The organism is Candidatus Thiodictyon syntrophicum, assembly GCF_002813775.1.
In the GTDB taxonomy this organism is placed as follows: Bacteria; Pseudomonadota; Gammaproteobacteria; order Chromatiales; family Chromatiaceae; genus Thiodictyon; species Thiodictyon syntrophicum.
Genome location: NZ_CP020370.1, coordinates 5,796,809 through 5,820,498, shown reverse-complemented (window position 1 = coordinate 5,820,498; position 23,690 = coordinate 5,796,809). Strand labels below are relative to the sequence as shown.

Here is a 23,690-nt window from a genome sequence, read left to right as displayed (position 1 = left end):
ATAATTGTGCGACACGAAGTCGCGTAAGTAATTGTTCTACTGGAAGTCTCTATATGGCGACCTGATGGAACCGACGGTTTCTCCCGTCGTAGCCTAGGAGCACATGCGAGACTGGTAACGGTCCGGTGTGAAGCTGCTCTGACAATGTACTCCGCCCGAAAGGGTAAGACGAGCCCGTGAGGGCGACCAACACTGCAAGCATCATGCGGTAGGAGGCCAGGCTGGGAGGTATGGTGAACACATGTGAATCGACATAAGACCCGTGATCAAGAAACTGCCAAAGATGCTGTTGAACTAATCCGCTCCGCGGGGCCTTCCGCGGCCATCCCGCAGCGCCATTGAATAGCGAATGAAGCGCGGATAAGCCCAGCCGTCCCACGGTTACCCGCGGCCCCGCCCCGTCCCCCATCGTCCACACTCGTAACGGCCCACTCCGGGTCGTTGACCGAGAACCAGACGATGACACCCCTGCGTCAGCAGATGATCACGGCCATGCAGATGCATGGCTTCTCGCCGCGCACCCACGAAAGCTATCTCGACGCGGTGCGTGACCTCGCCAAATTCACCCGGCGCTCCCCGGACACCCTGGAGCACGCCGATCTCACGCGCTACTTCGAGCATCTGGTGGTGCAGCGCAGTTTGGCCCCGGCCAGCGTGCGGCTGATGTACAACGGCATCCGCTTCTTCTATCTGCGGGTGCTCGGCTGGCCGACGGTCGACCTGGAGGTCACCTTACCCAAGCGCCCGCAGCGCATCCCGGAGCTGCTCACCCGCGGCGCGGTCGCCGCCATCCTGGCCGCCTGCGACAATCCGCGTTACCGCATGATGTTGACGGTCTGCTATGGCTGCGGACTGCGCCTGAGCGAAGTCCTGGCCCTGCGGGTGCAGGACATCGACGGCGAGCGCCGACTGCTGCGGATCACCCAGGGCAAGGGGGCGAAGGACCGCCTGGTCCCACTCTCACCGACCCTGCTGGAGGCGTTGCGGGACTATTGGCGCCTCTATCGGCCAGCGGATTGGCTGTTCGCCGGGCGCGCCGGGACGCCGCTGTCGCCGACCGGCTTGCAGAAGGCCTTCACCGACGCCAAGCGCCAGGCCGGCGTAACCACGGTCGGCGGGATCCATGGGCTGCGCCACGCCTACGCCACCCATCAATTGGCGGGCGGGTTGTCGGTGGAGCGCCTGCAACGGTTGATGGGCCACCGCAGCATCCAGACCACCCTGCGCTATGTGCATTGGCTGCCCAGTGCCAGCGAGGGCGAAGGGACCCTGGACCTGCTTGCCCAATTGGAGGCCGGCCATGGCTAATACCTCCCTGCAAGCGGTCATGGCGGCGTGCCTGTCCGGTTATGCCGAACATCACCCGTTGAGCCCGCACCAATGGCAGGTCTGTCATCACATCCTGGACTGTCGTACCGCCGCGCTGGGCGGCTTCGCCCTGGAATGCGACCAGTGTGGGGATTGCCCCTTCCTCTATCACGCCTGCCGTGATCGCCATTGCCCGCGCTGCCAACGCCGGGCCTCCGAGGAATGGGTCGAACGCCAGCGTGCGGCGGTGCTGCCGGTGACCTATCACCATCTGGTCTTCACGCTACCCGACACCCTCAACGGCTGGGTCGAGGTCCACCCCGAGGTGATCTACGCCTTGCTGTTCGAGACGGTGTGGGCGACCCTGTCCGCCTTCGCTGAGGACCCCAAGCGCCTGGACGGGCAGTTGGGGATGACGGCGATGCTGCACACCTGGGGGCAGACGCTGGTACGCCATGTCCACCTGCACTGTCTGGTGCCGGGCGGGGCCTTTGGCGCCGACGGGACCTGGCATCCGGCCAAGAGTACCTATCTGTTCCCGGTGCGGGCGCTGTCGCGGCACTTCCGCGGCGGTTTGGTCAGCCGGTTGCGCCGGGCCTTCAAAGACGGGCGACTGTCGCGCCTCACGGCCGCGGAGGTTGACCGCGTCCTCAACGCCCTGATGCAGCCCGAGTGGGTGGTCTATTCCAAGCCTTGTCTGGCGCGCACCGACACCGTGATCGAGTACTTGGGCCGCTACAGCCATCGCATCGCCCTGTCGGACCGGCGGCTGCTGGCCTTCGATGAAGAGGACGACACGGTGGACGTCCGCTACAAGGACTACCGCGACGGCAGTCGCAACAAGGTCATGACCCTGACCGGCGAGGAACTGATCCGGCGCTTCCTGCTGCACGTCTTACCCAAAGGGTTCATGCGCGTTCGTCATTTCGGTTTCCTGGCCAACCGCTGCCGGGCGCGCTGTCTGGCGCTGATCCGTGCGGCGCTGGCGGCCCCGCCGCCGACGCCGGAACCCGCCACGGCACCGGCGGCGACGGCGCCCTTTGACGGCTATCCCTGTCCCAAGTGCCGCACTGGGCGCTTGCACGTCACCGCGCACCTGGCCCCGCTACGGCGTGGTCAGGGGGTTTCGCTGATGCCCGCCACCTGCTAAGCCTCAGCGCCCGCCGGCCGTCCGGGACAGGCCGCCCGCGGCCTGCGTTCGCGCTCGCCCAACATCCGGGAAATGGGCTACACTTCGTCCTCAATAGCCCGTTGTCCAGCCCCGCGGAGCCCTGCGGAGGCCCGCTTGGTGCCGCACCGAGCGGCATCCGGGTGCTGCAACGTGGTCCGGGACCGACCGGCGCCCCGGCCTCAGGGATACAATTCCCTCTCTTAAAGAGGACCGCGGCCGCAGCAGGCGTCGTGCCAGGAGCGGATTAGTCCAACAAACGTTTATCCGTCGTGCGCGCGCGGCGTCGCGCTCCGACTCGGGGTCAGTTGGGCGCGCACGACGGATAAACGCTTATTCGATAGGCAGTGGCCAAAAGGCAAGTGGACAGGATGCGATCTTAATGATTGGTCGCACGAGAATGTTGCTCCACCGAGTTAGAGTCGACACCTAACCCTCTCTGTTATTTATGCGGAACGTGGTAAGCCCGTCTTTCCGCCCTACTGAGGGCAGGTGAATCGCAAGAGGATCTGTTGGGGAGGCGGGTAAAGGAAGCTGGAGCAAGCGAACGCCGGGTTGTAACGACGCGGATAGGGGCTGAAACATCGCCTCACCCGAAAGGGGGCAGACTTCCAGGTGGTCTTGAATCGTGAGAACATTTGTAGAACTCTCACAACGGCGGCAAAGCAAATGATGATAGCTTCTGCTATTGGTGCAGCCACCGACTGCAAAGTGGATTGGCGCAAGCCAGGGTACACCGAACGGTACGAGGGCTGCAAATTGGTATCGCGAAGGCCGAATGGCCGGCTCTGTCACAGGGGCTTATCAAGGCTTGAGCCGTGTGCGGTGAAAGTCGCAAGCACGGTTCTTAGGGGGCTGGGTGGCGGTAACGTCGCCTGGCTACCCGACCCGGCCACCTCGATGGGGACATCCGTCGCGGCCTGGGGGCCGCTCCTACACCGTAGGAGCGGCCCCCAGGCCGCGACGGATTGCTTAGGACCTTTCATACACTGTAATCCCTTCGCGCAAGGAGCGCGCGATCACATGGTTCGGTGATTGCCGCCAAGCGTCGATCTCGTCGCTGCTATAGAGAAGAACGTCGACCGGGAGTCGGAATGCCCTTAGCGCTTGGCGAATCCGCCTCAATTCGCCTTGCCGGGTACGCTGTGGTGTGAAGGAATCGCGTGATACCACGAGCAGATCCAGGTCGGAATCCGGGCCGGCGTCTCCGCGGGCACGGGAGCCGAACAGGACAATCCGTTCCGGGGCGACCGCGGCAACCGTTGCATTGATGATGTCGCGCGCGATTCGATCAACATCGATCACGCCGGGCTTCGTCGGTGAAGTATGGTCGCTACGATTCGTCATAAAGTCAGCTTGGCGAGTTGGCCATCTATCATCGCCTGCGTTGGTGCGGTTGCTGTACTGATCGCCCATTCCCCAAGAGCGATCAGGGCCGCGCGGCTCGGGTATTTCATGAGCTTCAAGTCCGTTGCATTGACCTGGGTGTGTCCGTTGAAGCGCCGGAAGTTCTCATCGACGGCGCTCGTGCTGAGGAACACGGCCAAACCTAGTGCAAGGGCCTCCGGCAGGCCCTGTTTACGCTCGTGAAAGACATTCAAATGATTCTCGAAACCCAGCATTTCCGTGCCGTCGAAGGCGCCCGGACGAACCGCCCCGGCAATAATCCGGCGCCGCTCTTCCTTGGCCGAGAAGCGGCGCACCACACAATAGCAGCCATTGGGATAAAGCCATTTCTCGGTCTCCGCGTTGCGTTGGATCGCGTTCGGCTTCTTCAGCCCCGGCTTGGGCCATTCGGTGCCCAGGCCCCTGAAGTGGGCGGGGTAAAGCAGCGGGACGGTACCCGGGCCCGGCAGGTCGCGCAGGTGCACCTTCAGCCGGAAATCGACCACCGGCCCGGTGGATACGCCGACGCCGATCTCGGCGAGCGAACAGGCAACGGCGGGCGACCGCTCGATGGCGTTGGGTTCAAGCGTCATCGGCACCTGGATGAAGCGTTCCGGATCACCCGGCAAGACGATGCGTTCAAAGGGGTGGGTGTGTGATGCAAGGTCGCTGAAGCCGTCATCGGTCGATGCCGACACGGTAACCTCGCCCTGCCGGGCGCCGCGTTCAAGCACGATGATGATGTTCTCCTGCAGCACCGCGTCGTCCTTGAAGGCGTTGGTGCGCGAGTCAAACAGGTGCAAATGACGGATCGCGGCACGCTCCAGCATGAAGTCACGGAACGGCCGGTAATAAGGGCCGTTGCAGAAGCTGCGCGGGATGATGGCGACGACCTGCCCGCCCGGGGCCATCAAGGCGACCGTCAGGGCGACAAAGGCTGAATATAGGTTTACCGTCTCGATGCCGATCTGCCGCAGCAGCAGGCGGTAGCGAGACGCGCTGCCGATCTTCTTGTACGGTGGATTGAGAATGGCGTGGGTGAACGGGGTCTGCCCGAACTGGACGCGATTGACTGCCTGCTCGATGAAGTCGCCGCCGAGGATTTCGTGGGTCAGTTGCGTGTGCGCGGTAAAACGGGAAAGCGAGCGGGCCAGTTCGGCGTGAAGAAGCCCGTCCAGTTCAAAGGCGGTGACGTCAATGGCGAAAAAACGCAGGTCGCCCGGGTGGCACCGGTCAAGGAAGGCGCTCGTCAGGGAGCCGATGCCGGCGCCTGGATCGAGTAATCGACACCGATCCGCGGCCGTCGGGCGGAATAGCCCGGCCATGAAGCGGGCCGTGCGGGCCGGCGTGAGAAATTGGCCGAAGAGCGATTTCTTTTGGGCGCCGGTGTTTTGCGATACCCGGAGCCTTGTCTGTTCCAGTGCGGATAACAATGATGGACCTGCTGGTTTGTCTTGAATCATAATAAAGCGATGATCGGTGCGGCGGACCTGGGGTCTGGCTCCGAGCTTGGTCCGCACAGCGGACCCTACGGGCTGGCTCCGCGCTTGGTCCGCACAGCGGACCCTACAGGGTGGCTCCGAGCTTGGTCCGCACAGCGGACCCTACGGGCTGGCTCCGAGCTAGGTCCGCACAGCGGACCCTACGGATCTCGCGGCGGGCGAGGGCGTCGGCAACGATCGAGACCGGATGCCCGCGCCCCGGTATCCGGCGGATTGTATGCGCGGGTAACGGCCGGGTTGCAACCATCATCGGTTGCGGGGGCGTCGTCGCGGCGCTCGCGGGCCGCGGCGCCTCTGCCGCGGCGAACGCTGACGCCGCGTTCGCGCGCGGCCGGTCGCGGCTGAAGCCGCTCCCACAGCGTCGCTGCGCGACTTGCCTGGGCGGCCCCGACGCGCGGGTGGGGACGTGGCACGGCCGCGGCGATAGCGGACAGCCCCGCGGTTTGGGGTATCATCCCCGGCTGCTGGTGACCATCGGCACCCCGGGGGCCGCTTGTGGGCGGCCTCGTTGGCGTGCCGGGCTCTGATTTCTTAGAGGCTTCTCCTGAGGAACTCCCCTTGCTCGAGTTGATGCGCGCGGGCGGTTGGCTGATGTGGCCGATCCTCGCCTGTTCCGTGGTCGCCACCGCCCTGGTGATCGAGCGCGCCCTGACCCTGCGGCGCTCGCGCATCATGCCGGAGGATCTGGTGAGCCGGATCTGGCAACTGCATCGGCAGGGGAAGCTCGGCGCGGACCAGATCGAGGAGATCCGGGAGGGCTCGCCCCTGGGCCGGATGCTGGCGGCGGGGCTCGTGAACCTTAGTCACTCGCGTGAGGTGATGAAGGAGGCGCTCAGTGATGCCGGCCGCCATGTGGTGGCGGACCTGGAGCGCTACCTCAATGCCCTGGGGACCATCGCCGCGGTCTCGCCGCTGCTCGGCCTGCTGGGCACCGTCGTGGGGATGATCAAGATGTTTACGGTCATCACGAGCGCGGGGGTCGGTAACCCCGCGCTGCTGGCGGGCGGCATCGCGACCGCCCTGCTGACCACGGCGGCGGGGCTCTTCGTCGCCATCCCGACGCTCCTGTGCCATCGCTTTTTCGAGGGCAAGGTGGATCGGCTGGCGATCGAGATGGAGGCGCAGGCCCTGCGGCTGGTGGAGGTGATGAAGGGCGAGCGCGAAGACGCCGGGGAGTCCTGATGAACCTGCGCCCCAACCGCCGCAAGCCGCCGGAATTGGTCCTGATACCGCTGCTGGACGTGCTGCTGGTGCTGCTGATCTTCTTCATGGTCTCGACCACCTTCAAGGAGAAGGACGCCTCGCGGCTGCACCTCCAATTGCCCCAGGCGCAGGGGGAGGAGGAGCGCCCGAACCAGGACCCGGAGCGGCTGCGAATCACTATCGATCAGGGGGGGAATTTCTATGTGGACGACCGCGCGGTGGTGGACCAACAGACCCAGACCCTGGTGCGGGCCATCACCGGCGCCCTGGGTGAGCGCAAGGGCTTGGCGGTGTTGATCCAGGCCGATGCCCTGAGCCCCCACCAGGCGGTGATGACCGCGCTCGACGCGGCGGCGCAGTTGGGTCTGTTGAAGATCGCCTTCAGTGCCACCCGGGCGGCCCCGGCGGCCGACCGATGAGTATCGGCGACGAGGTCCCGTTCCAGGTGCAGGCCCGGCAGGTCTACGGGCGGCTGCTCGGCTATGCCCGGCCCTACTGGAAGATGTTCGGCTTCTCGATCTTCGGGATGCTGATCTACGCGGCGACCGAGCCGCTCTTCGCCGCGATGATGAAGCCGCTGATCGACGGAAGCTTCGTGCACAAGGACGAGTCCGTGGTGCGGGCCATGCCGGTGTTCCTGGTGGTGATCTTCCTGGTGCGCGGGGTCGCCGGCTTCATCAACGACTATTGCCTGAGTTGGATCGGGCGGCGCGTGGTGGCGGACCTGCGCCAGGCCATGTTCGAGCACCTGCTGCGGGTGCCCACCCGTTACTACGACACCCACGGCTCCGGCCACATCCTGGCCAAACTGACCTACAACGTGGAGAACGTGGCGAGCGCCGCCACCTCCGCCGTCACCACCCTGGTGCGCGACGGCGCCACGGTTATCGGCCTCATGGGCTACATGCTCTATATCAACGCCAGCCTCTCGGTGATCTTTCTGGTGATCGGCCCGGTGATGGCCGGCGCGGTCAAATACGCCACCAAGCGCTTCCGGCGCTACAGCCGGCGCATCCAGGACCGGGTGGGCGAACTCACCCATGTGGCCCAGGAGGCGATCGACGGTCATCGGGTGGTCAAGGCCTTCGGTGGCCAGGCGCAGGAATCGCGTCACTTCGGCTTCATCAACGAGAAGACCCGCTCGCTGCAGATGAAGATGATCGCCACCGAGTCGGCGAGCGTTCCCCTGGTGCAGATGATCGCGGCGCTCGCCATCGCGGTGATCGTCTATCTCTCCACCCTCCAGGGCCTGCGCGAAGACATCACGGTGGGCACCTTCATGTCCTTCGTGGTTGCCATGGGCCTGCTGCTCCCCCCGGTCAAGCGGCTCACCGGGGTCAATTCCCACCTGCAGCGCGGTATCATCGCGGCGCAGAGCCTGTTCGAGCTGCTGGACTCGGACCCCGAATCCGATACGGGCACCCGCACCCTGGGGCGCGCCCAGGGCCGTATCGAGTACCGGGGCGTAACTCACCAGTATGCCGCGGACAAGACGCCCGCGATCATCGATCTCAACCTGGTCATCGAACCGGGCGAGAAGGTGGCCCTGGTGGGCCGCTCCGGTAGCGGCAAGACCACGATCGCGAGCCTGCTGCCGCGCTTCTACGACCCTACCGCCGGGCAGATCCGCATCGACGGGGTGCCGATCCTGGAGTTGCGGCTCAGTGACCTGCGCGCCCAGATCGCGCTCGTCAGCCAGGACGTGGTGCTCTTCAACGACAGTATTGCCGACAACATCGCCTATGGTCGGGCGCAGCCCCCGTCGCTTGCGGAGCTGACACGGGTGGCGCAGGCGGCCCATGCGCTGGAATTCATCGAGGGGCTGCCCCAGGGCTTCGATACCCCCATCGGGGACCGCGGTGTATTGCTCTCCGGGGGCCAGCGCCAGCGCCTGGCCATTGCGCGGGCCATGCTCAAGGACGCGCCCATCCTGATCCTGGACGAGGCGACCTCGGCCCTGGACACCGAGTCCGAGCGCCACATCCAGGCGGCGTTGGAGCAGTTGATGGCGCACCGCACCACGCTCGTCATCGCCCACCGCCTGTCGACCATCGAGAACGCCGACCGGATCCTGGTGCTGCTGGAGGGGCGCATCGTCGAGCAGGGGCGCCACGCGGAGCTCCTGGCCCTGGGCGGCTATTATGCGCGGCTGCATCGGCTGCAGTTTCATGACGGTCCTGAGCCGGGGGCGAGCCCGCTGGGTGACGGGTCAGTGTGAAACCGCAGAAGATCTTTTGTCCGCAAATGAACGCAAATGAACGCAAATGAATGTTGCTTTGCGGTTGCACGTCATACCACGATCAAGGCCCGATTGAGGTACCACCTTAAGCGACACTTATTGTGCGGGTTATTTGCGTTCATTTGCGTTTATTTGCGGACAAGTCCTCTTTGCGTTTCATAGACCCCACAGCCGTCTGGTACCGTCGGTACCATCCCTTGTCCCTGGCCCTGGCGCCGCTGGGCTGGCTCTATTGCGCGGTGGCGTTGGTCCGCCGCCACGGGTACCGCCGCGGCTTGTTCGCGGTGCGGCGCCTGCCGGTGCCGGTGGTCGTGGTGGGCAACCTGACCGTGGGCGGCACCGGCAAGACCCCGCTGGTGCTGCGGCTCGCGGAGTTGGCGGTGGCGCGGGGCTGGCGGCCGGCGATCATCACCCGCGGCTACGGCGCCCGCTCGGGTCCATGGCCGCGGGTGGCCGCGGCGGCGGACGACCCCTTGCTGGTGGGGGATGAGCCGCTGCTGCTCGCCCGGCGCGGGGTCTGCCCGGTGGTGGTCGGGCCGGATCGGGCGGCGGACGGCGCCCTTGCCATCCGTCGCTGCGGGTGTAATCTGCTGCTGTGCGACGACGGTCTCCAGCACTATCGACTCGCGCGCGACCTGGAGATCGCCGTGGTCGACGGCGAACGGGGCCTGGGCAACGGCCGCTGCCTGCCCGCCGGGCCCCTGCGGGAGCCGGGCGGACGGCTGGGGAGTGTCGACCTGGTGATCCATCATGGCGGCAACGCGGCCGGGTATCGGTTCGGCTTGGTCCCCGGTGACACGCAGGCCTTGCGTGACCCGGCGCGGCGCCGCCCCTTGAGCGACTTTCGTGGGCAGCGGGTGACGGCGGTGGCCGGTATCGGCAATCCGGGGCGCTTCTTTGCGATGCTGCGCGCCCGCGGCCTGCTGGTGGATGAGCTGCCCTATCCGGACCACCACCCATTCAGCGCGGCCGAGGCGGCGCAGTGGCCGCCCGGTCCCGTGTTGATGACCGAGAAGGACGCCGTGAAGTGCGCCGCCTTCGCGGGGCCCGACCACTGGGTGTGCCCGGTGGCGGCGGCGCCCGATCCGGCCTTCGTGGCGGCGCTCTTCGCGCGGCTCGGGCCGGCGCCCGCGGCAAATGACGAAACCCAAAGTCCATCGTTCACGCAGCAGGAGACAGTCAGCCCTTGAACACCCGACCATCGCCCACCGATCCGGCGCCGCCGCCATTGGACTTCAAGGTCGTGATCCCGGCCCGCTACGGCTCCACCCGGCTGCCCGGCAAGCCGCTCCTGCCCATCGCCGGCAAGCCCATGATCGCGCATGTGGTGGAGCGCGCACTGGCGAGCGGGGCCGGCGAGGTCGTGGTGGCCACGGATGACCAACGGATCGTCGCGGCCTGTGCCGCCTGCGGGGTCGAGGCGCAGTTGACCGGGGCGCACCATCACAGCGGTTCGGACCGTGTGGCCGAGGTCATCGCGCAGCGCGGCTGGGCCGCCGATACGGTGGTCGTCAACCTGCAGGGGGACGAGCCCTGTATGCCGCCCGCGCTGATCCGACAGGTGGCGCTTAACCTGTGCGGGCAGGATGGGGTGCAGATGGCCACCCTGGCCTATCCGATCGCCGACGCCGCGACCCTCTTCGACCCCCATGTGGTCAAGGTGGTGACCGATGCCGCCGGCTTCGCCCTGTACTTCTCCCGCGCCCCGCTGCCCTGGCACCGGGACGAGTTCATGGGTAAGCGAACCCATCTGCCCAACTCCGTGACCTTCCTGCGTCACATCGGGCTCTATGCCTATCGGGCGGGCTTCCTCGAGCGTTACGTCGCCTGGGAGCCTTCCCCGCTCGAACTGGCCGAATCACTGGAGCAACTGCGGGTCCTGTGGCACGGCGAGCGCGTTCATGTCGGGGTTGCGGCGGAGGAACCCGGACCTGGTGTGGACAATGCCCAGGACTTGGCGCGGGTGACGCGGCTCCTCGGCGGATGAAGACAGGGAAGTACGTTAGTACGTTAGTACGTCAGGACTCCGCTTCGTACTCACCCCGTGCCAACGTACTCCCGTACTAACGTACTTATTTCTGCGAAGAGGAGCAATCATGCACAAGCATCCGATCGGCCTTGGTGTTCTGCTGGTACTCACGGTCTGCGCCAACCCCCCCGTGCGGGCGCAGGGTGCCGACGGCGGCCCCGGCGCCTATCGAGCGCCCGCCGATGTGGGCCGGGCCTCCGGGCAACCGGCACCGGTGCCCGCCCCGGGCGGCGGTTATCAGGTCCCCGGGTACTCTGGGCCGGCCTATGGCCAATCGGGAGCGGGGTCCGCCCCGGGCGGCGGTTATCAGGTCCCCGGGTATTCCGGGCCGGCCTATGGTCAGCCGGGAGCGGGGTCCGCCCCGGGCGGCGGTTATCAGGTCCCCGGGTACTCCGGGCCGGCCTATGGCCAATCGGGAGCGGGGTCCGCCCCGGGCGGCGGTTATCAGGTTCCCGGGTACTCCGGGCCGGCCTATGGTCAGCCGGGAGTGGGGGCCGCCCCGGGCGGCGGTTACCAGGTTCCCGGGTACGCCGGGCCGGCCTATGGTCAGCCGGGAGCGGCGCCCGCCCCCGGCGCTGGGGGTCCGCCCCCGGGCTACTCCGGCCCCGGCCCGGGCTACGGTTACGCCCCCCAGGGTGGGTACGGACCCGGTAACGGCCAGAGGCCCGGTCCCGGCGGCGACGGACCGGGCTATAACGGCCCCCCCTACGGCGGCGATCAGCCGCCCCCCCGCGCGGGCGGCAACGGCTTCAACCCGATGAAGAACATGCCGAACCCCATGAAGGTCTTCGGCGGGAACCGCAACAACTGATCCACGGCTGAAGCCCTGGACTCCGGCCCGGGGCGGCCGCAACGATGATCAAGGGCGGGGGTGCCGTCCCAGCCGCCGCCCTTGTCTGTTGTCCGCATCGCGGCTAGCATCGCTGCCTTACCCAATCGCGGTACGGTTGGGATTTCTAATTTCGTTAAGGGGAGTTTTCCATGGCCTTGTTTGACAGTCTGATTGGTGAACTGGAACAACGCTTCGGCCTGGGCGAAAGCGCCCGCGCCTTCGTCGCGGACACAATTCGTTATATCGTCGCTACGGACCATGGGGGGCTGCGCGGGTTCATCGATCTTTTCAAGGAAGCCGGGCTCGGCCATATCGCGGCCTCCTGGGTGACCAAGGTGCGCGAGAGTCTGCCGTTGACCGGGGCCCAACTGGAGGGCGTCCTCGGTAGCGGCCTGATCGACCGCCTGGCGAGCCGGTTTTCGCTGCCGGACTCCACGGCGCGCGACGCGCTGGCCTACGCCGTACCAAAGCTCGTCAATTTGCTCACGCCCGCCGGCTACATCCAGGACTCGATGGAGGGGGAGGTCGCGTCCTTCCTCGAGCGCTCTGCCGCTGGTGTCACTCCGGCCGCGGCCGCGGTCGGCCCGATCGTCGCCGCAGTCAGTCCAGCCGCCGCCGCGGTCAGCCCGGCTGCCGTGGTTAAGCCAGCCGCTGCCACAGCCAGCCCGGCCGTCGCGGCGGTCAGTCCAGCCGCCGCCGTGGTCAGCCCGGCTGCCGTGGTCAAGCCGGCCGCCGCCGCGGTCAGCCCGGCCGCCATGGTCAAGCCAGCCGCCGCCGCGGTCAGCCCGACCGCCGTGGTCAAGCCAGCCACCGCCGCGGTCAGTCCGGCCGCTGCGGCTACTCGGCCCGCTGTCGTCGCCCCGGTCGCGGCAGCGACACCCGCGGTCCCGGCCCCCCCGCCCCCATCGACACAGGCGCGGGAATCGCGCGGGATGCCCGTCTGGGGCTGGTTGGCGGCGCTCGCCTGGGCGGGACTCCTCGGCTACTGGGCCTGGCACGGACCCGAGCAGGCGCAGGACGCGCTTGCCGTCGCCGCCGTGCAGCCCCAGGCGCTGCCGGTGCCCCGCCTGGCCCTGAGCAATGACGACGGCAAGGTCCAATACGCGGGTGTGGTGGCGGATGAGAAGTCCCGCGCTACCATCCTCGATGGACTAAGCAGTGTGTTCGGTGCGGCCAATTGCTCGGGCGAACTGGAACTGGACCCCCGGGTTGGGCCGGCGTCCTGGCTTGCCGATCTTGGTGCCCTGCTGCCGCGGTTCAGGCTGCCCGGCGCGGACCTCCTGCTCGAAGGCAACGACATCAAGGTCGGCGGTTGGCTGTCCGACACTGAGCGCTCAAAGCTGCTGGATGCCATCAAGTTGCAGTTTGGAAGCGGTTTTTCGTTCGGGTTCCTGGGGGACAAGACCGGCGAAGCCGTCAAGACGGGCGCCGATCGGACCCGGGCCGCGCTCGCGGCCCTGAGGGCGGGCTACGGTGGTGCCGATCTGGTCAAGGCGCTGAATCTCTGGGTGATCAACTTCTCGACCGACAGTGCCGAGGTCCCGCTCGATAGTCTGCCGCTCGTCACCGCTGCCGCCCAGGCCATCCTGGGCGCTCCGCCAACCGTCGTCATCGAGATTGCCGGCCACACCGACAACAGCGGCGATCCGGCCAGGAACAGGGCACTTTCGGAGGCGCGCGCCGTATCCGTGCGCGAGGCGCTGGTCGTCGTCGGGGTGCCGGCCGGGCGACTGAAGGCGAGGGGCTACGGCAGTGACATCCCGGTGGCGAGTAACGAAACCCCGGCCGGCCGGTTCCGTAACCGCCGCATCGAGTTCAAGACCCAGCAGTAAGGGGCGCGGCCAGCGGACCAAAGACAGCCAACCCGGTCAGGGTTGCGCCGTCGTGTCCGCGGTGCGCGCCTTGATCTTAACTGCGGCTACGCGCCCTTGCGGCAACCCGTCGCGGCCGGGGGGCCGCTCCTACGGCGTAGGAGCGGCCCCCCGGCCGTGATGGATGTTACCCTGAGAGATGACCGAAGTTATGATCGAAGCGTTTGTGCGGATCGTCGACCGTGCGGTGAGCGCGCTGGATTGGGACGGTCGTGGTCCCCTCACTCCCGATCGCGGCGCTCGACGGTCTCCGGGTCGGCGATGATGGGGCGGTAGATCTCGACCCGATTGCCGTCCGCAAGCGGGGTGTCGAGCGTCACGACCCGGCCGAAGATGCCAACCTGGTTGCGCGCCAGATCGATCTCCGGGAATTGGGCGAGCAGGCCGGAGCGCTGTATCGCATCCCGTGCCGAACTGCCGTCCGGCACATCGAGCTTGAGCCAGGTCTGTTTGAATTTGTCCGCATAGGCGACGCCGACGTGCATGGTGACCTCCGGGGTCGGGCGTGGGAAGATGATTGTCTGCATCTGAGCGCAAATGAAGTCTGGTGGATGCGCGGTAAGTAGCAAGGCAATAGAAAATTAAGCGGAATCATTGTCGTTGTCGTTGTCGTAATCGTAATCGTAATTCGGAGAAACGATGCACTTTGGGGTGCGACAGAGTCCGGGGCGCTACGATAACCTCGACAACGACAACGACAACGACAACGACAACGACCGATGTCACGCCCTTTCAGGGCTGGTCCACTCCATTCTGCTATCCCAGGGCGCTGCCCTGGGCTGGTATGTCGCGCCCCTTCGGGGCTCAGGCCGCCGCATGGCTGTCCGCCGACTGTTGCTCCGTCGCCGGCGCGGCGGCCTTGGTGTCGCGCTTGCGTGCCGCCATGGCCTCGCGCTTGGCGCGCTGTATCGCCTCGATCCGCTCGGTGCGCTGCTCGATCAGGCGCCGGGTCTCGGTCTGTTTCTGCTTGGTGCGCCCGCGGGCGGCCATCTCGCCCTTGGCGTAGCTGAAGAACTGCGCGAGCGGGATATGGGAGGGGCAGACATAGGAGCAGGAGCCGCAGCCGATGCAGTCCATCAGCCCCAGGCGCACCGTGCCCTCCAGGTCCCCGGCGCGGGCATGGGCGGCCATGTTCAGCGGCAGCAGGCCGCAGGGGCAGGCGGTCACGCAACTCCCGCAGCGGATACAGGCGGAGCGCGGGGCGGCGTTGATCTCGGCCGCGGTCAGGGCCAGGACGCCATTGCTGCCCTTGACGATGGGGACCCGGGTGCCCGGCAGCGGCGAACCCATCATGGGGCCCCCGCTCACCAGGCGCGCCGGCTCCTCGCGGAAGCCGCCGCAGTGGTCGATCAGGTGCTGCACCGGCGTGCCCAGGGGCACCCGCAGGTTGCGCGGCCGGTTGATGGCCGCGCCGCTCACCGTGACCAACCGCGCCACCAGGGGCCAGCCCAGCCGCAGGGCCTGGTGGACCGCGAAGGCCGTTGCCGGGTTGTGGACGACGACGCCGATGTCGGCGGTCAGGCCGCGGGCCGGGGTCTCCTGGCCGGTGATGGCCTGCACCAGGTGCTTCTCCGAGCCCATGGGGAAGCGCATGGGCAGGTGGGCGACGCTGACGCTCGGGTAGGGCGCGGCGGCCTGGGTCATGGCGTCCTGCGCCTGCGGCTTGTTGTTCTCGATCCCGATGATGATCCGCGCGACCCCGAGCGCATGGGCCATGATGCGGGCGCCGTCCAGGACCCCTTCGGCGTGCTCGCGCATCAGCCGGTCGTCGCAGGTGAGATAGGGCTCGCATTCGGCCCCGTTGATCACCAGCGTGTGGAGACTGTACTTGGTGCGCAGGTTGAGCTTGACCGCCGAGGGGAAGGTCGCCCCGCCCATCCCGACGATCCCGGCCGCCGCGACGCGCGCGGCAATCTCCTCCGGGGTCAGGGCGAAGGGGTCAGGCACGCCCTCCAGGCCCTCCACCCAGCGGTCCTCGCCGTCGGGTTGCAGGGTGATGGTGCGCACCGAGAGGCCGGAGGCGTGGTGGGCCGGGAAGCTGCCGATGCCCATGACCCGACCCGAGGTCGGGGCGTGCACCGGGGCCGACATGGGTCCCTGCGCCTGGCCGATGAGTTCTCCCTTGGCGACCCGCTGGCCGCGCCGCACCGCCGGGGTGGCCGGGTTGCCGATGTGCTGTTGCAGCGGGACGTGCAGCAGGGGTGCCAGCGGCAGGTCCTCGATCGCCTGCCCGGCCGCCAGTTGTTTGCGGTCTTGCGGGTGGACACCGCCGCGGATCTTGAACAGTTTCATGTCGACCTCCTGCGCTTAAGCGGTTGCCAGGGCCGGGTTCGGCCAGAACCAGGTCTGGAGGGTCGGCGCTACGGGCCGCATCTCGATACACTCGGTGGGGCAGACCTCGAAGCACTTCTCGCAGCCGATGCAGGCGTCGGCGAAGACGCTGTGAATCATGTTGTTCGCCCCCATGATCGCGTCCGTAGGGCAGCGCTTGAAGCACTTGGTGCAGCCGACGCAGAGGTTTTCATTGACGTGGGCCACCGTCGGGGCCTTCTCCGCCACCCCCGCGAGATCCACCGTTTTTCCCAGCAGGCTGCCCAGGGCCTCGGCGACCGCCCGTCCCCCGGGCGGGCAGACCGTGGGCGGGGCGGTGCCGGCGGTGAGGGCCTCGGCCGCCTGGCCGCAGCCCACATAGCCGCACTGTCCGCACTGGGAGCCCGGCAGCAGGGCCAGGGCCTGCGCGGTCAGCGGATTGCCCTCTACTTTCAGGTAATGGGAGGCGAGGCCGAGGATGCCCCCTAAGACCAGACCGAGCAGGGCCAGACTACCGATGGCGGTACCGATGGCGGCGAGCATAATTGCGTTCCTCTGATGCGAGCGGCAAGCCGCTCGTTTGAAAGGGTTTTGAGCCGCGAACGGGCGCCAATGCAGCGCTGCGAAGTCCGCTTGCGGACCTCGCCTCAAGACCTTCTTTGCTGACTGCACTGCAAAGGAGGTGCCAGGAGGTCCCGGGGGCGCAGACCAAGCGCCCGGGGCCGGCGCGGGAGCTGCCGGCCCGCCGCACAAAGCCCTTATGGATCATGTCAATCGCTTGCCGGCCGGTGCGCCGCGGCGCACCGGACGCAGGTTCCCTGGTGAAGGCCAGGCGCGTCCGGGGCTGTTGACGACATGACAATACCCACGCGGCGACTCGGCGGAATTGTCGTAATATCGACAGCTGCCGACCGCAAGACCAGCGCCGCCGGCGACCCGAACCCCAACCCCTGACGCCCAGGAGAACACCGTGTCGGCCCGACCATCCCCGGAGTCCCCGGAAACCCCGATACAGCTCGTCGCCACCGCCCTGGGCGAGTTCCTCGCGGCCCCCCCGCCGGGGACCCCGGGGGAGGTCGTCGAGGCCCTCACCCTGATGGCGGGCAACCCGCGCGACCCGCTGTCGCCGCGCCTCTTCTTCGAGGCCGTGGAACAGGCCCCCTCGGCGATCTCCATCACCGACGCGCGCGCGACCATCCTCTACGCCAACCGCGCCTTCGAGATCCTGACCGGCTTCAGCCGCGCCGAGGTGATCGGACAGAACGAGGCGATCCTGTCCAACCAGGCGACCCCGGACAATGTCTATCAACATCTGTGGCGGACCATTCAGCGCAAGCAGACCTGGACCGGGACCCTGGTCAACCGCACCAAACAGGGCGGGGACTATCTGGCGGAACTGATCATCGCCCCGGTGCTCGATCGCAACAATGACATCAAATACTTCCTCGGGATGCACCGCGATGTCACCAAGCTGCACGAACTGGAGGGTGAACTGCGCCGCCAGAAGGCGCGCATCGAGACCGTCCTGGACGCCGCACCCGTGGTGGTGGTCCTGCTCGATGCCGCGGGCCAGGTGATCCTCGCCAATCAGGAATACCAGCGCCTCGTCGGCGACCTGCGCGGGCAGGAACCGGCGCAGACCCTGAGCACGGCGCTGCGCGAACAGGTCGGGCTGGACCCCTTGGCCGAGTGCCTGGCCGGGCGCGCCTTCAAGGACCTGGAGGTCAGCATCGTCCTGCCGGGGGCCAGCGGCCCGCGCTGGTTCTCCTGCTCCGGCACCCCGGCCGACGAGGTCGACCCCAGCGCCCGCGGCTTCTTCGGCCGGCAGAAGCCCGGCGAGCGGCGGATGCTGCTCCTCGCCAACGAGGTCACCGCCCGCCGCCGGGAGGTGGACCGGGCGCACCTGGAGAACCTGCGCGCGCGCCTGGCCGAGCAGCAGTTGGCCCACGGGATGCGCGAGGCCCTGGCCGCGGCCATCTACCAGATCCAGGCCCCCATGAACGTGATCCAGGCGGCCGCCGCCATGGCCCGCGGCGGCAATGCGAGCCTCGCCACCCTGGCCGGGATGCTGGAGGAGATCAGCCGCTCCGGGGCGCGCGCCCTGGACACCCTGAAGGCGGCCCTGCCGGAGGGGCCGCGCGAGCCCGGGGTCATGGTCAACGTCAACGACCTGCTGCGCCAGGTCCTGGTGCTTGCGACCGACCGGCTGCTGGCCGCCGGGGTCGTGGTCGACTGGCGCCCGGCGCACCTGTTGCCGGAACTGCCGGGCCACCAGGATTCACTCAGATCCCTGTTCAAGCACCTGATCGACAATGCCATCCAGGCACTCGGCGAGTCCGGCCGGCCGCATCGCGACCTGCTGCTCGCCACCCGCCTGGTGGACGGGGCGGTGGAGGTGGCGATCCAGGACAACGGCCGCGGCATCCCGTTCGAGGACCGCTACCGGGTCTTCGAGCCCTTCTATATCGGCTGGCGCAACCGCCGCGGCCGGGCCGGCATGGGGTTGGCGATGGCCCAGGAGATCGTCACCGAGCACGGCGGCAGTATCGAGGTGGACCCGGACTTCCAGGACGGCTGCCGCATCCTGCTCACCCTGAACGCCGTGCCGGCGGATGAGTGAGCCCATGAATCGCGACCCCCTGGTACCGGTCACCGCCACGGAGGCGGCGCGGCTGGATCTGCTGGAGACCCAGTTGGCCGCACTCTACGAGGTCAGCACCGTGCTCAGCCGCTCGCTTGATCTGCGCCAGACGCTGCGCGAGGTCCTGCGGGTGCTGCACGAGCGCGGCCGGCTCTGTTACGGACTGGTCAGCCTGCTCGATGAGGAGAGCGGCGAGCTGCTGATCAGCGCCCTCTACAACAAAGAGGATGCCGACCCCTTCGAGCCGGTCAGCTACCGCCCCGGCGAGGGCGTGATCGGGCGCATCCTGGAGAAAAACCAGCCCTGGATTCTGCCCCGGGTAGGGGACGAGCCGCGCTTCCTGGACCGCCTGAACCTCTACCAATCGGACCTGCCCTTCATCGGCGTGCCCATCCGCATCGGCGAGGGCGCCGCGGTCGGCGTCTTCGCCGCCCAGCCGCCGGTGGCCGACGGCCTGCTGGAGGAGCGCGCCCGCTTCCTGGAGATGGTCGCCAACCTCATCGGCCAGGCCATCCGCCTGGCGCGCGGGGTGGAGGCCGAACAGGCGGCCCTGCGCGAGGAGCGCGACAAGCTGCGCCGCGAGGTCAAGGGCGTCCACGGCTTCGACAGCATCATCGGGCGCACCCAGCCGATGCGCCTGGTCTTCGACCAGGTCCGCCAGGTCGCCAAGTGGACCACCACCGTGCTCATTCGCGGCGAGTCCGGCACCGGCAAGGAACTGATCGCCAGCGCCATCCACTACAACTCACCGCGCGCCCGCGCCCCCTTCATCAAGCTCAACTGCGCCGCGCTCCCGGACAACCTGCTGGAGTCCGAACTCTTCGGGCACGAAAAGGGCGCCTTCACCGGCGCCGTGGCCATGCGCAAGGGCCGCTTCGAGCAGGCCGACGGCGGCACCCTGTTCTTAGACGAGATCGGCGAGATCAGCCCCGCCTTCCAGGCCAAGCTCCTGCGCGTACTCCAGGAGGGCGAGTTCGAGCGGGTCGGCGGCGGCCGGACGCTGAAGGTCGACGTGCGCATCATCGCCGCCACCAACCGGGATCTTGAGGCCGAGGTGCGCGCCTCCGAGTTTCGCGAGGACCTCTACTACCGGCTCAACGTCATGCCCATCCGCATGCCCGCCCTGCGCGAACGCATTGAGGACATCCCGGATCTCGCCCGCTTCCTGGTCACCAAGGTCGCGCGGATGCAGGGCCGGGAGCTCTCGATCACCGACAGTGCCCTGCGCATCCTCATGCGCCACGACTGGCCCGGCAATGTGCGGGAGCTTGAGAACTGCATGGAGCGCGCGGCCGTCATGAGCGCCGACGGCACCATCGACCGCGGCGTCATCGAACTCACCGGCCTGGATGTCAGCACCTGGGACGGGCGGCCCGCCGGCGCCACCCTGGGGACCGCGCCCGGCAGCGGTGCCGATCCAGGCCCCGAGTCCTCGGCCGACTCAGGCCCCAAGGTCGACCTGGACGACCCGGATCTCGACGAACGCGAGCGCGTCATCGCCGCCCTGGAAGAGGCCGGCTGGGTCCAGGCCAAGGCCGCGCGCCTGCTCAACATGACACCGCGGCAGATTGCCTATCGGATCCAGACGCTCAACATCAAGGTGCGCCAGTTCTGAGCTGGTGGCCGACCCCGGGAGCGCCCCCTGGGAGCGCCGCACCCCAGTGCGGCGCGTGCTCGCAAAAACCCCGACTGTGTAGGCTGTGCAGAGGCCTGGCCGCACTGGGGTGCGGCGCTCCCGGTAGCAATTCCGGCTCCCGCGCCGGACGGGCGTCCGACACGTTTTCTCCCGACCCACGGGCCCGCACCAGGCAACAGCACCAGAACAAGGGGTCGGATCGAGAGGAATGTCCCGCCCCCCAAGCTACCAGGCTGCTTCCATCGCAGGGTCAACCTGCATAGACTCGAGTCCGCGGGTCTTGGTCATAATCCCGGCCACCCGGCACCGGCGAGAGCACGCGCGCAACGCGGGTCGAATGCTGGGAGCGCCGCACCCCAGTGCGGCGCGGCCTCGCGGGCGACCACGACGCTGCGTGCTGCGGATAGGCCGCGCCGCACTGGGGTGCGGCGCTCCCAGTGGCCGGAGTGATGACCAAGGCCAATCCGCGAACTCAAGTCCACCAGGAGCCGCCGATGACGCTAACCGTCAACGTCCACGAGGCCAAGACCCACCTATCCAAGCTCCTGGAGCAGGCCCATGCCGGTCAGGAGAGCATCCTGGCCAAGGCCGGCAAGCCCTACGCACGCCTGATGCCCTTGGCGCCCACACCCGCCCGGCGTCAACCGGGGCGCCTCGCGGGCCAGGGCTCCGTCGAGTTCACCCGTAGCCCCTTGAGCTTGTGACCGATGTTCGCAGAACTGGATTTTCGGCCCGAAATGTCTTACAACAGTCGGCATGGCCGAAATTCCTTGCCAGTCCTGCCGCCCCGCGTCGGAGTTACTCCGGCGTCTGGAGGTCCGCCTGATCCTGCCCGGGGAGCGGGACGCGTGGGATGCGCTGGTCGAGGCGCATCATTACCTGGGCCTACGCTCGTTATTCGGCAAGACCTTACGCTACGTTGCCACGCTTGATGGGTGCTGGCTGGCGCTGCTCGGCTGGCAGGCGGCGGCGCTCAAGTGCGCGGCCCGCGATGCCTGGATCGGTTGGCCGCGGGTGCTGCACTATCAACGCCTGCATCTGCTGGCCAACAACGCCCGGTTCTTGATCCTCCCCGCCACCGGGCGCGTCCCTAATCTGGCCTCGCGCATCCTGGCGCTGAACCTGCGGCGCCTGTCCGACGATTGGCTGCGCGTCCATGGTCACCGCCTGTTGCTGGCCGAGACCTTCGTCGATCCAACGCGTTTTACCGGTGCCTGTTACCGCGCCGCCAACTGGCAGGTGGTCGGCACCACGCGCGGCTTTGCGCGCTGCAACGGCCGCTATACCCCCCATGGCGAACCCAAGCAGGCACTCGTCTATCCGTTGCACCCACGCGCCCGGGCGCTGTTGTGCGCCCCCGTGCTACCCGCCCCTTGGAGCACGCCAATGCAATCCGTCACCCTGACCACGGCCCAGATGCAGGACCTGCAGCAGCGTCTGCGCGCGCTGCCCGATCGGCGCCGTCCGCGCGGTAAACGCCATCCCCAGGCCACGGTGTTGAGCATCGGCCTCGCCGCCGTACTCGCCGGCAACCGCGGCTATACCGCGCTCGCCGAGTGGGCAGCGCGCCTGACCCAGGCCCAACTCAAGCGTCTACACGCCCGCTACAATCCCCGCACCGAGCGCTTCGAGCCACCCTCCGAGCCGACCTTGCGCCGCGTCCTGCAAGCCAGCGACGTTGCCGCCATTGATGCCACCTTGAGTGACTGGCTGCTCGGCCTCGTCGCTGCCGACGATGCCGTGGCCGTCGATGGTAAGGCCCTGCGCGGGGCGGTGCGCCCCGACGGCACCCAGGTGCATCTGCTCAGCGCGTTCCTCCAAGATCAGGGCGTGACCGTGGCGCAGCGCGAGATCCCGGCCAAGACCAACGAGATCCCGGAGCTCAAACCGCTGCTCGCACCCTTGGACCTCACGGGACGGGTGGTCACCGCCGATGCGCTGCATACCCAACGCGAGACCGCGCGCTTCCTGGTCGAGGAGAAACAGGCCCACTATTTTTTCACGGTCAAAGAAAATCAGCCCACCCTCTATGCCGACCTCAGCGCCCTGACCGAGGCGCATTTCCCCCCTCTGCACCACGACCCTCGATAAGGGCCATGGGCGCCTGGAGCAGCGCCGCTTGATGGCCTCCACGGCCCTCAACGACTACGTCAACTTCCCCCACGTCGCCCAGGTCTGTCGCATCGAACGCGCCGTCACCGAACTCACGTCGGGCAAGCAACGCGACGAGACGGTGTTCGCCGTGACCAGCCTGCCACCGCAGTTGGCCGACCCGCCGCGACTCCTGCAACTCAACCGCGGCCACTGGGGCATCGAGAACCGCTCCCATTATGTCCGCGACGTCACCTTCGACGAGGATCGCTCGCGCGTGCGCGTCGGCCACGGACCGGCCATCATGGCCAGCCTGCGCAACTTCGCCATCGCCTTGGCTCGTCTGCACGGCTTTACCAATATCGCCAGCGCCCTGCGCGCCTTCGCTCACCAACCGCGCCGGGCCCTGGCCGCCATCGGCGTCTGACACCCGACGCCGCTGACGCTGACGCACGGCCGCTCCGGCGGAGGCTGGCGCTCGCCTGCGCCCGCGCACTTCCCCTTCGCGCGCCTCGCCCAACCCCGCGATCGTCTTCGCCAGATCTACCGCCCGACCGTCACCCGCGCGCTTCGCATCGCCCGAGGCCCCCGCCGCTACGTCAAGCCCCCGGACTTTGACGGGACCCTGCCTCGCGGGCCGCGTGACCGACGCCTTCTTTGAGCCCCTGCCCCCGGAAGAACTCGCCGCCTGGGAAGGCCGTTGATGCGGCTGCTGCTCGATACCCATGCGCTGCTCTGGTGGTTCACCGCGGACCCGCAACTGTCCCGAGACCCCGCGTTCACCGCGTTTCCGGTCGCGACCCTGTGGTAATAGATGGAGTACGTCAACCGCTCGGGTCGGCTCACGCTGACCGAACGCGACCGGCGAGACTTGCCCTAAGGTCGCCCAGGGTGATCATCAGTGCCATCGGGTCGAGCGGTGAGGGGTCGAAGCCAAGGCGCTCATAGAACCCCTTGGCGGCATCGTCGAGGGCCTGCACGAGCACGCCACGGATGCCGATGCTGTCCGCGGCGCCGACAATCCGCTGTCCGGCATCCTGCATCAGGGCCCGGCCGAGCCCATTTCCCTGCCAGGAACAGTGGACGGCCAGACGGGCCAGCACGACCACCGGGATCGGCTCGGGCATAGCGAACCCGGTGCAGTCATGTATGGCGGCCAGCGGTTGCGGCGCGCCGAGCGTCACGGCGTCTCCCATGGCGGCACACTCTGCATGGTCTTGCACAGTCGTTCATTGGGTTGCGGTGGGGCATCGAGCCGTGCCTGGAAGGCGGCGAAGGCCTCGGCTCCGACGCGCAGCAGGGCCTGGTCGAGCAGCGCGTCCTCGGCGGCCCGGCGGGTGGCATCGAGGATGAACTCGGTGCGGTTCTTACCGCTGGCACGGGCGGCGCGATCGATCAGCTCGCGTTCCTCGGGTTTGATGCGCAGGTTGAGCGTCTGGCGCTTGGCGGCTGGTTCTTGGACTGTCGGCATGGT

The 23,690-nt window shown here is 67.7% G+C and carries 21 protein-coding genes; 14 read left to right on the top strand and 7 right to left on the bottom strand.

What is annotated here, in order from left to right; genetic code table 11:
- Positions 1-459 precede the first annotated feature (459 nt).
- Positions 460-1,308: a tyrosine-type recombinase/integrase gene (locus THSYN_RS24835; RefSeq protein WP_100917453.1), complete on the top strand. Its 849-nt coding sequence runs from the start codon at positions 460-462 to the stop codon at positions 1,306-1,308.
- Positions 1,301-2,458, top strand: coding sequence for an IS91 family transposase (locus THSYN_RS24830; protein WP_100917452.1), 1,158 nt, complete (start codon positions 1,301-1,303; stop codon positions 2,456-2,458). The genes THSYN_RS24835 and THSYN_RS24830 overlap by 8 nt, the downstream gene beginning before the upstream one ends.
- Positions 2,459-3,448: 990 nt before the next feature.
- On the opposite strand, the gene THSYN_RS24825 is transcribed toward THSYN_RS24830, so the two are convergent.
- Positions 3,449-3,823, bottom strand: a complete 375-nt coding sequence (locus THSYN_RS24825) for a nucleotidyltransferase domain-containing protein (protein ID WP_100921499.1) — start codon at positions 3,821-3,823, stop codon at positions 3,449-3,451.
- Positions 3,820-5,325, bottom strand: coding sequence for an Eco57I restriction-modification methylase domain-containing protein (locus tag THSYN_RS24820; RefSeq protein WP_236848678.1), 1,506 nt, complete (start codon positions 5,323-5,325; stop codon positions 3,820-3,822). The genes THSYN_RS24825 and THSYN_RS24820 overlap by 4 nt, the downstream gene beginning before the upstream one ends.
- A 597-nt stretch (positions 5,326-5,922) precedes the next feature.
- Between THSYN_RS24820 and THSYN_RS24815 the strand changes: the two genes are divergently transcribed.
- The 7 genes from THSYN_RS24815 (at position 5,923) to THSYN_RS24785 (ending at position 13,499) form a co-directional block, all read left to right on the top strand.
- Positions 5,923-6,546, top strand: a complete 624-nt coding sequence (locus tag THSYN_RS24815) for a MotA/TolQ/ExbB proton channel family protein (protein WP_172965331.1) — start codon at positions 5,923-5,925, stop codon at positions 6,544-6,546.
- Positions 6,546-6,986 (top strand): ExbD/TolR family protein, encoded by a 441-nt coding sequence (locus tag THSYN_RS24810; protein WP_100921498.1) that lies wholly within the window; start codon positions 6,546-6,548, stop codon positions 6,984-6,986. The genes THSYN_RS24815 and THSYN_RS24810 overlap by 1 nt, the downstream gene beginning before the upstream one ends.
- Positions 6,983-8,785 carry a lipid A export permease/ATP-binding protein MsbA gene (gene msbA, locus THSYN_RS24805; protein ID WP_100921497.1) on the top strand — a complete coding sequence of 601 codons (1,803 nt, stop codon included), beginning with the start codon at positions 6,983-6,985 and terminating at the stop codon, positions 8,783-8,785. Before THSYN_RS24810 ends, msbA begins: the two co-directional genes overlap by 4 nt.
- 179 nt (positions 8,786-8,964) lie before the next feature.
- Positions 8,965-9,996, top strand: a complete 1,032-nt coding sequence (gene lpxK / locus THSYN_RS24800) for a tetraacyldisaccharide 4'-kinase (protein WP_100922581.1) — start codon at positions 8,965-8,967, stop codon at positions 9,994-9,996.
- The gene (gene kdsB, locus THSYN_RS24795; RefSeq protein ID WP_236848676.1) at positions 9,993-10,793 is read left to right on the top strand and encodes a 3-deoxy-manno-octulosonate cytidylyltransferase; all 801 of its coding nucleotides are present in this window, start codon (positions 9,993-9,995) and stop codon (positions 10,791-10,793) included. Before lpxK ends, kdsB begins: the two co-directional genes overlap by 4 nt.
- 109 nt (positions 10,794-10,902) lie before the next feature.
- Positions 10,903-11,646: a hypothetical protein gene (locus THSYN_RS24790; protein ID WP_100921496.1), complete on the top strand. Its 744-nt coding sequence runs from the start codon at positions 10,903-10,905 to the stop codon at positions 11,644-11,646.
- Positions 11,647-11,816: 170 nt separating this feature from the next.
- Complete coding sequence (locus THSYN_RS24785) at positions 11,817-13,499, top strand: OmpA family protein (RefSeq protein WP_100921495.1); 1,683 nt, start codon at positions 11,817-11,819, stop codon at positions 13,497-13,499.
- 260 nt (positions 13,500-13,759) lie between these two features.
- On the opposite strand, the gene THSYN_RS24780 is transcribed toward THSYN_RS24785, so the two are convergent.
- From THSYN_RS24780 to THSYN_RS24770, 3 genes are all read right to left on the bottom strand, one after another.
- Positions 13,760-14,023: an RnfH family protein gene (locus tag THSYN_RS24780; RefSeq protein WP_100922579.1), complete on the bottom strand. Its 264-nt coding sequence runs from the start codon at positions 14,021-14,023 to the stop codon at positions 13,760-13,762.
- Between the two features lie 319 nt (positions 14,024-14,342).
- The gene (gene rsxC, locus THSYN_RS24775) at positions 14,343-15,830 is read right to left on the bottom strand and encodes an electron transport complex subunit RsxC (RefSeq protein ID WP_100921494.1); all 1,488 of its coding nucleotides are present in this window, start codon (positions 15,828-15,830) and stop codon (positions 14,343-14,345) included.
- Between the two features lie 15 nt (positions 15,831-15,845).
- Positions 15,846-16,391, bottom strand: a complete 546-nt coding sequence (locus THSYN_RS24770; RefSeq protein WP_100921493.1) for an RnfABCDGE type electron transport complex subunit B — start codon at positions 16,389-16,391, stop codon at positions 15,846-15,848.
- A 427-nt stretch (positions 16,392-16,818) separates the two neighbouring features.
- Here THSYN_RS24770 and nifL point away from each other — a divergent pair, with 427 nt between their 5' ends.
- From nifL to THSYN_RS36585, 5 genes are all read left to right on the top strand, one after another.
- Positions 16,819-18,468, top strand: a complete 1,650-nt coding sequence (nifL, locus tag THSYN_RS24765; protein WP_100921492.1) for a nitrogen fixation negative regulator NifL — start codon at positions 16,819-16,821, stop codon at positions 18,466-18,468.
- A gap of 4 nt (positions 18,469-18,472) precedes the next feature.
- Positions 18,473-20,104 (top strand): nif-specific transcriptional activator NifA, encoded by a 1,632-nt coding sequence (gene nifA / locus THSYN_RS24760; RefSeq protein ID WP_100921491.1) that lies wholly within the window; start codon positions 18,473-18,475, stop codon positions 20,102-20,104.
- A gap of 515 nt (positions 20,105-20,619) precedes the next feature.
- A complete protein-coding gene (locus THSYN_RS24755) occupies positions 20,620-20,829 on the top strand; it encodes a type II toxin-antitoxin system Phd/YefM family antitoxin (RefSeq protein WP_100921490.1) in 210 nt (69 codons plus the stop codon).
- 52 nt (positions 20,830-20,881) lie between these two features.
- The gene (locus THSYN_RS24750) at positions 20,882-22,216 is read left to right on the top strand and encodes an ISAs1 family transposase (protein ID WP_216644545.1); all 1,335 of its coding nucleotides are present in this window, start codon (positions 20,882-20,884) and stop codon (positions 22,214-22,216) included.
- 31 nt (positions 22,217-22,247) lie between these two features.
- Positions 22,248-22,643 carry a hypothetical protein gene (locus tag THSYN_RS36585; protein WP_100917962.1) on the top strand — a complete coding sequence of 132 codons (396 nt, stop codon included), beginning with the start codon at positions 22,248-22,250 and terminating at the stop codon, positions 22,641-22,643.
- Positions 22,644-23,058: 415 nt separating this feature from the next.
- Here THSYN_RS36585 and THSYN_RS24730 read toward each other — a convergent pair whose 3' ends face one another.
- Together THSYN_RS24730 and THSYN_RS24725 are read right to left on the bottom strand one after the other, a co-directional pair.
- A complete protein-coding gene (locus THSYN_RS24730; protein ID WP_100921489.1) occupies positions 23,059-23,412 on the bottom strand; it encodes a GNAT family N-acetyltransferase in 354 nt (117 codons plus the stop codon).
- The gene (locus THSYN_RS24725; protein ID WP_100921488.1) at positions 23,397-23,687 is read right to left on the bottom strand and encodes a type II toxin-antitoxin system TacA family antitoxin; all 291 of its coding nucleotides are present in this window, start codon (positions 23,685-23,687) and stop codon (positions 23,397-23,399) included. The genes THSYN_RS24730 and THSYN_RS24725 overlap by 16 nt, the downstream gene beginning before the upstream one ends.
- Positions 23,688-23,690: the final 3 nt, after the last annotated feature.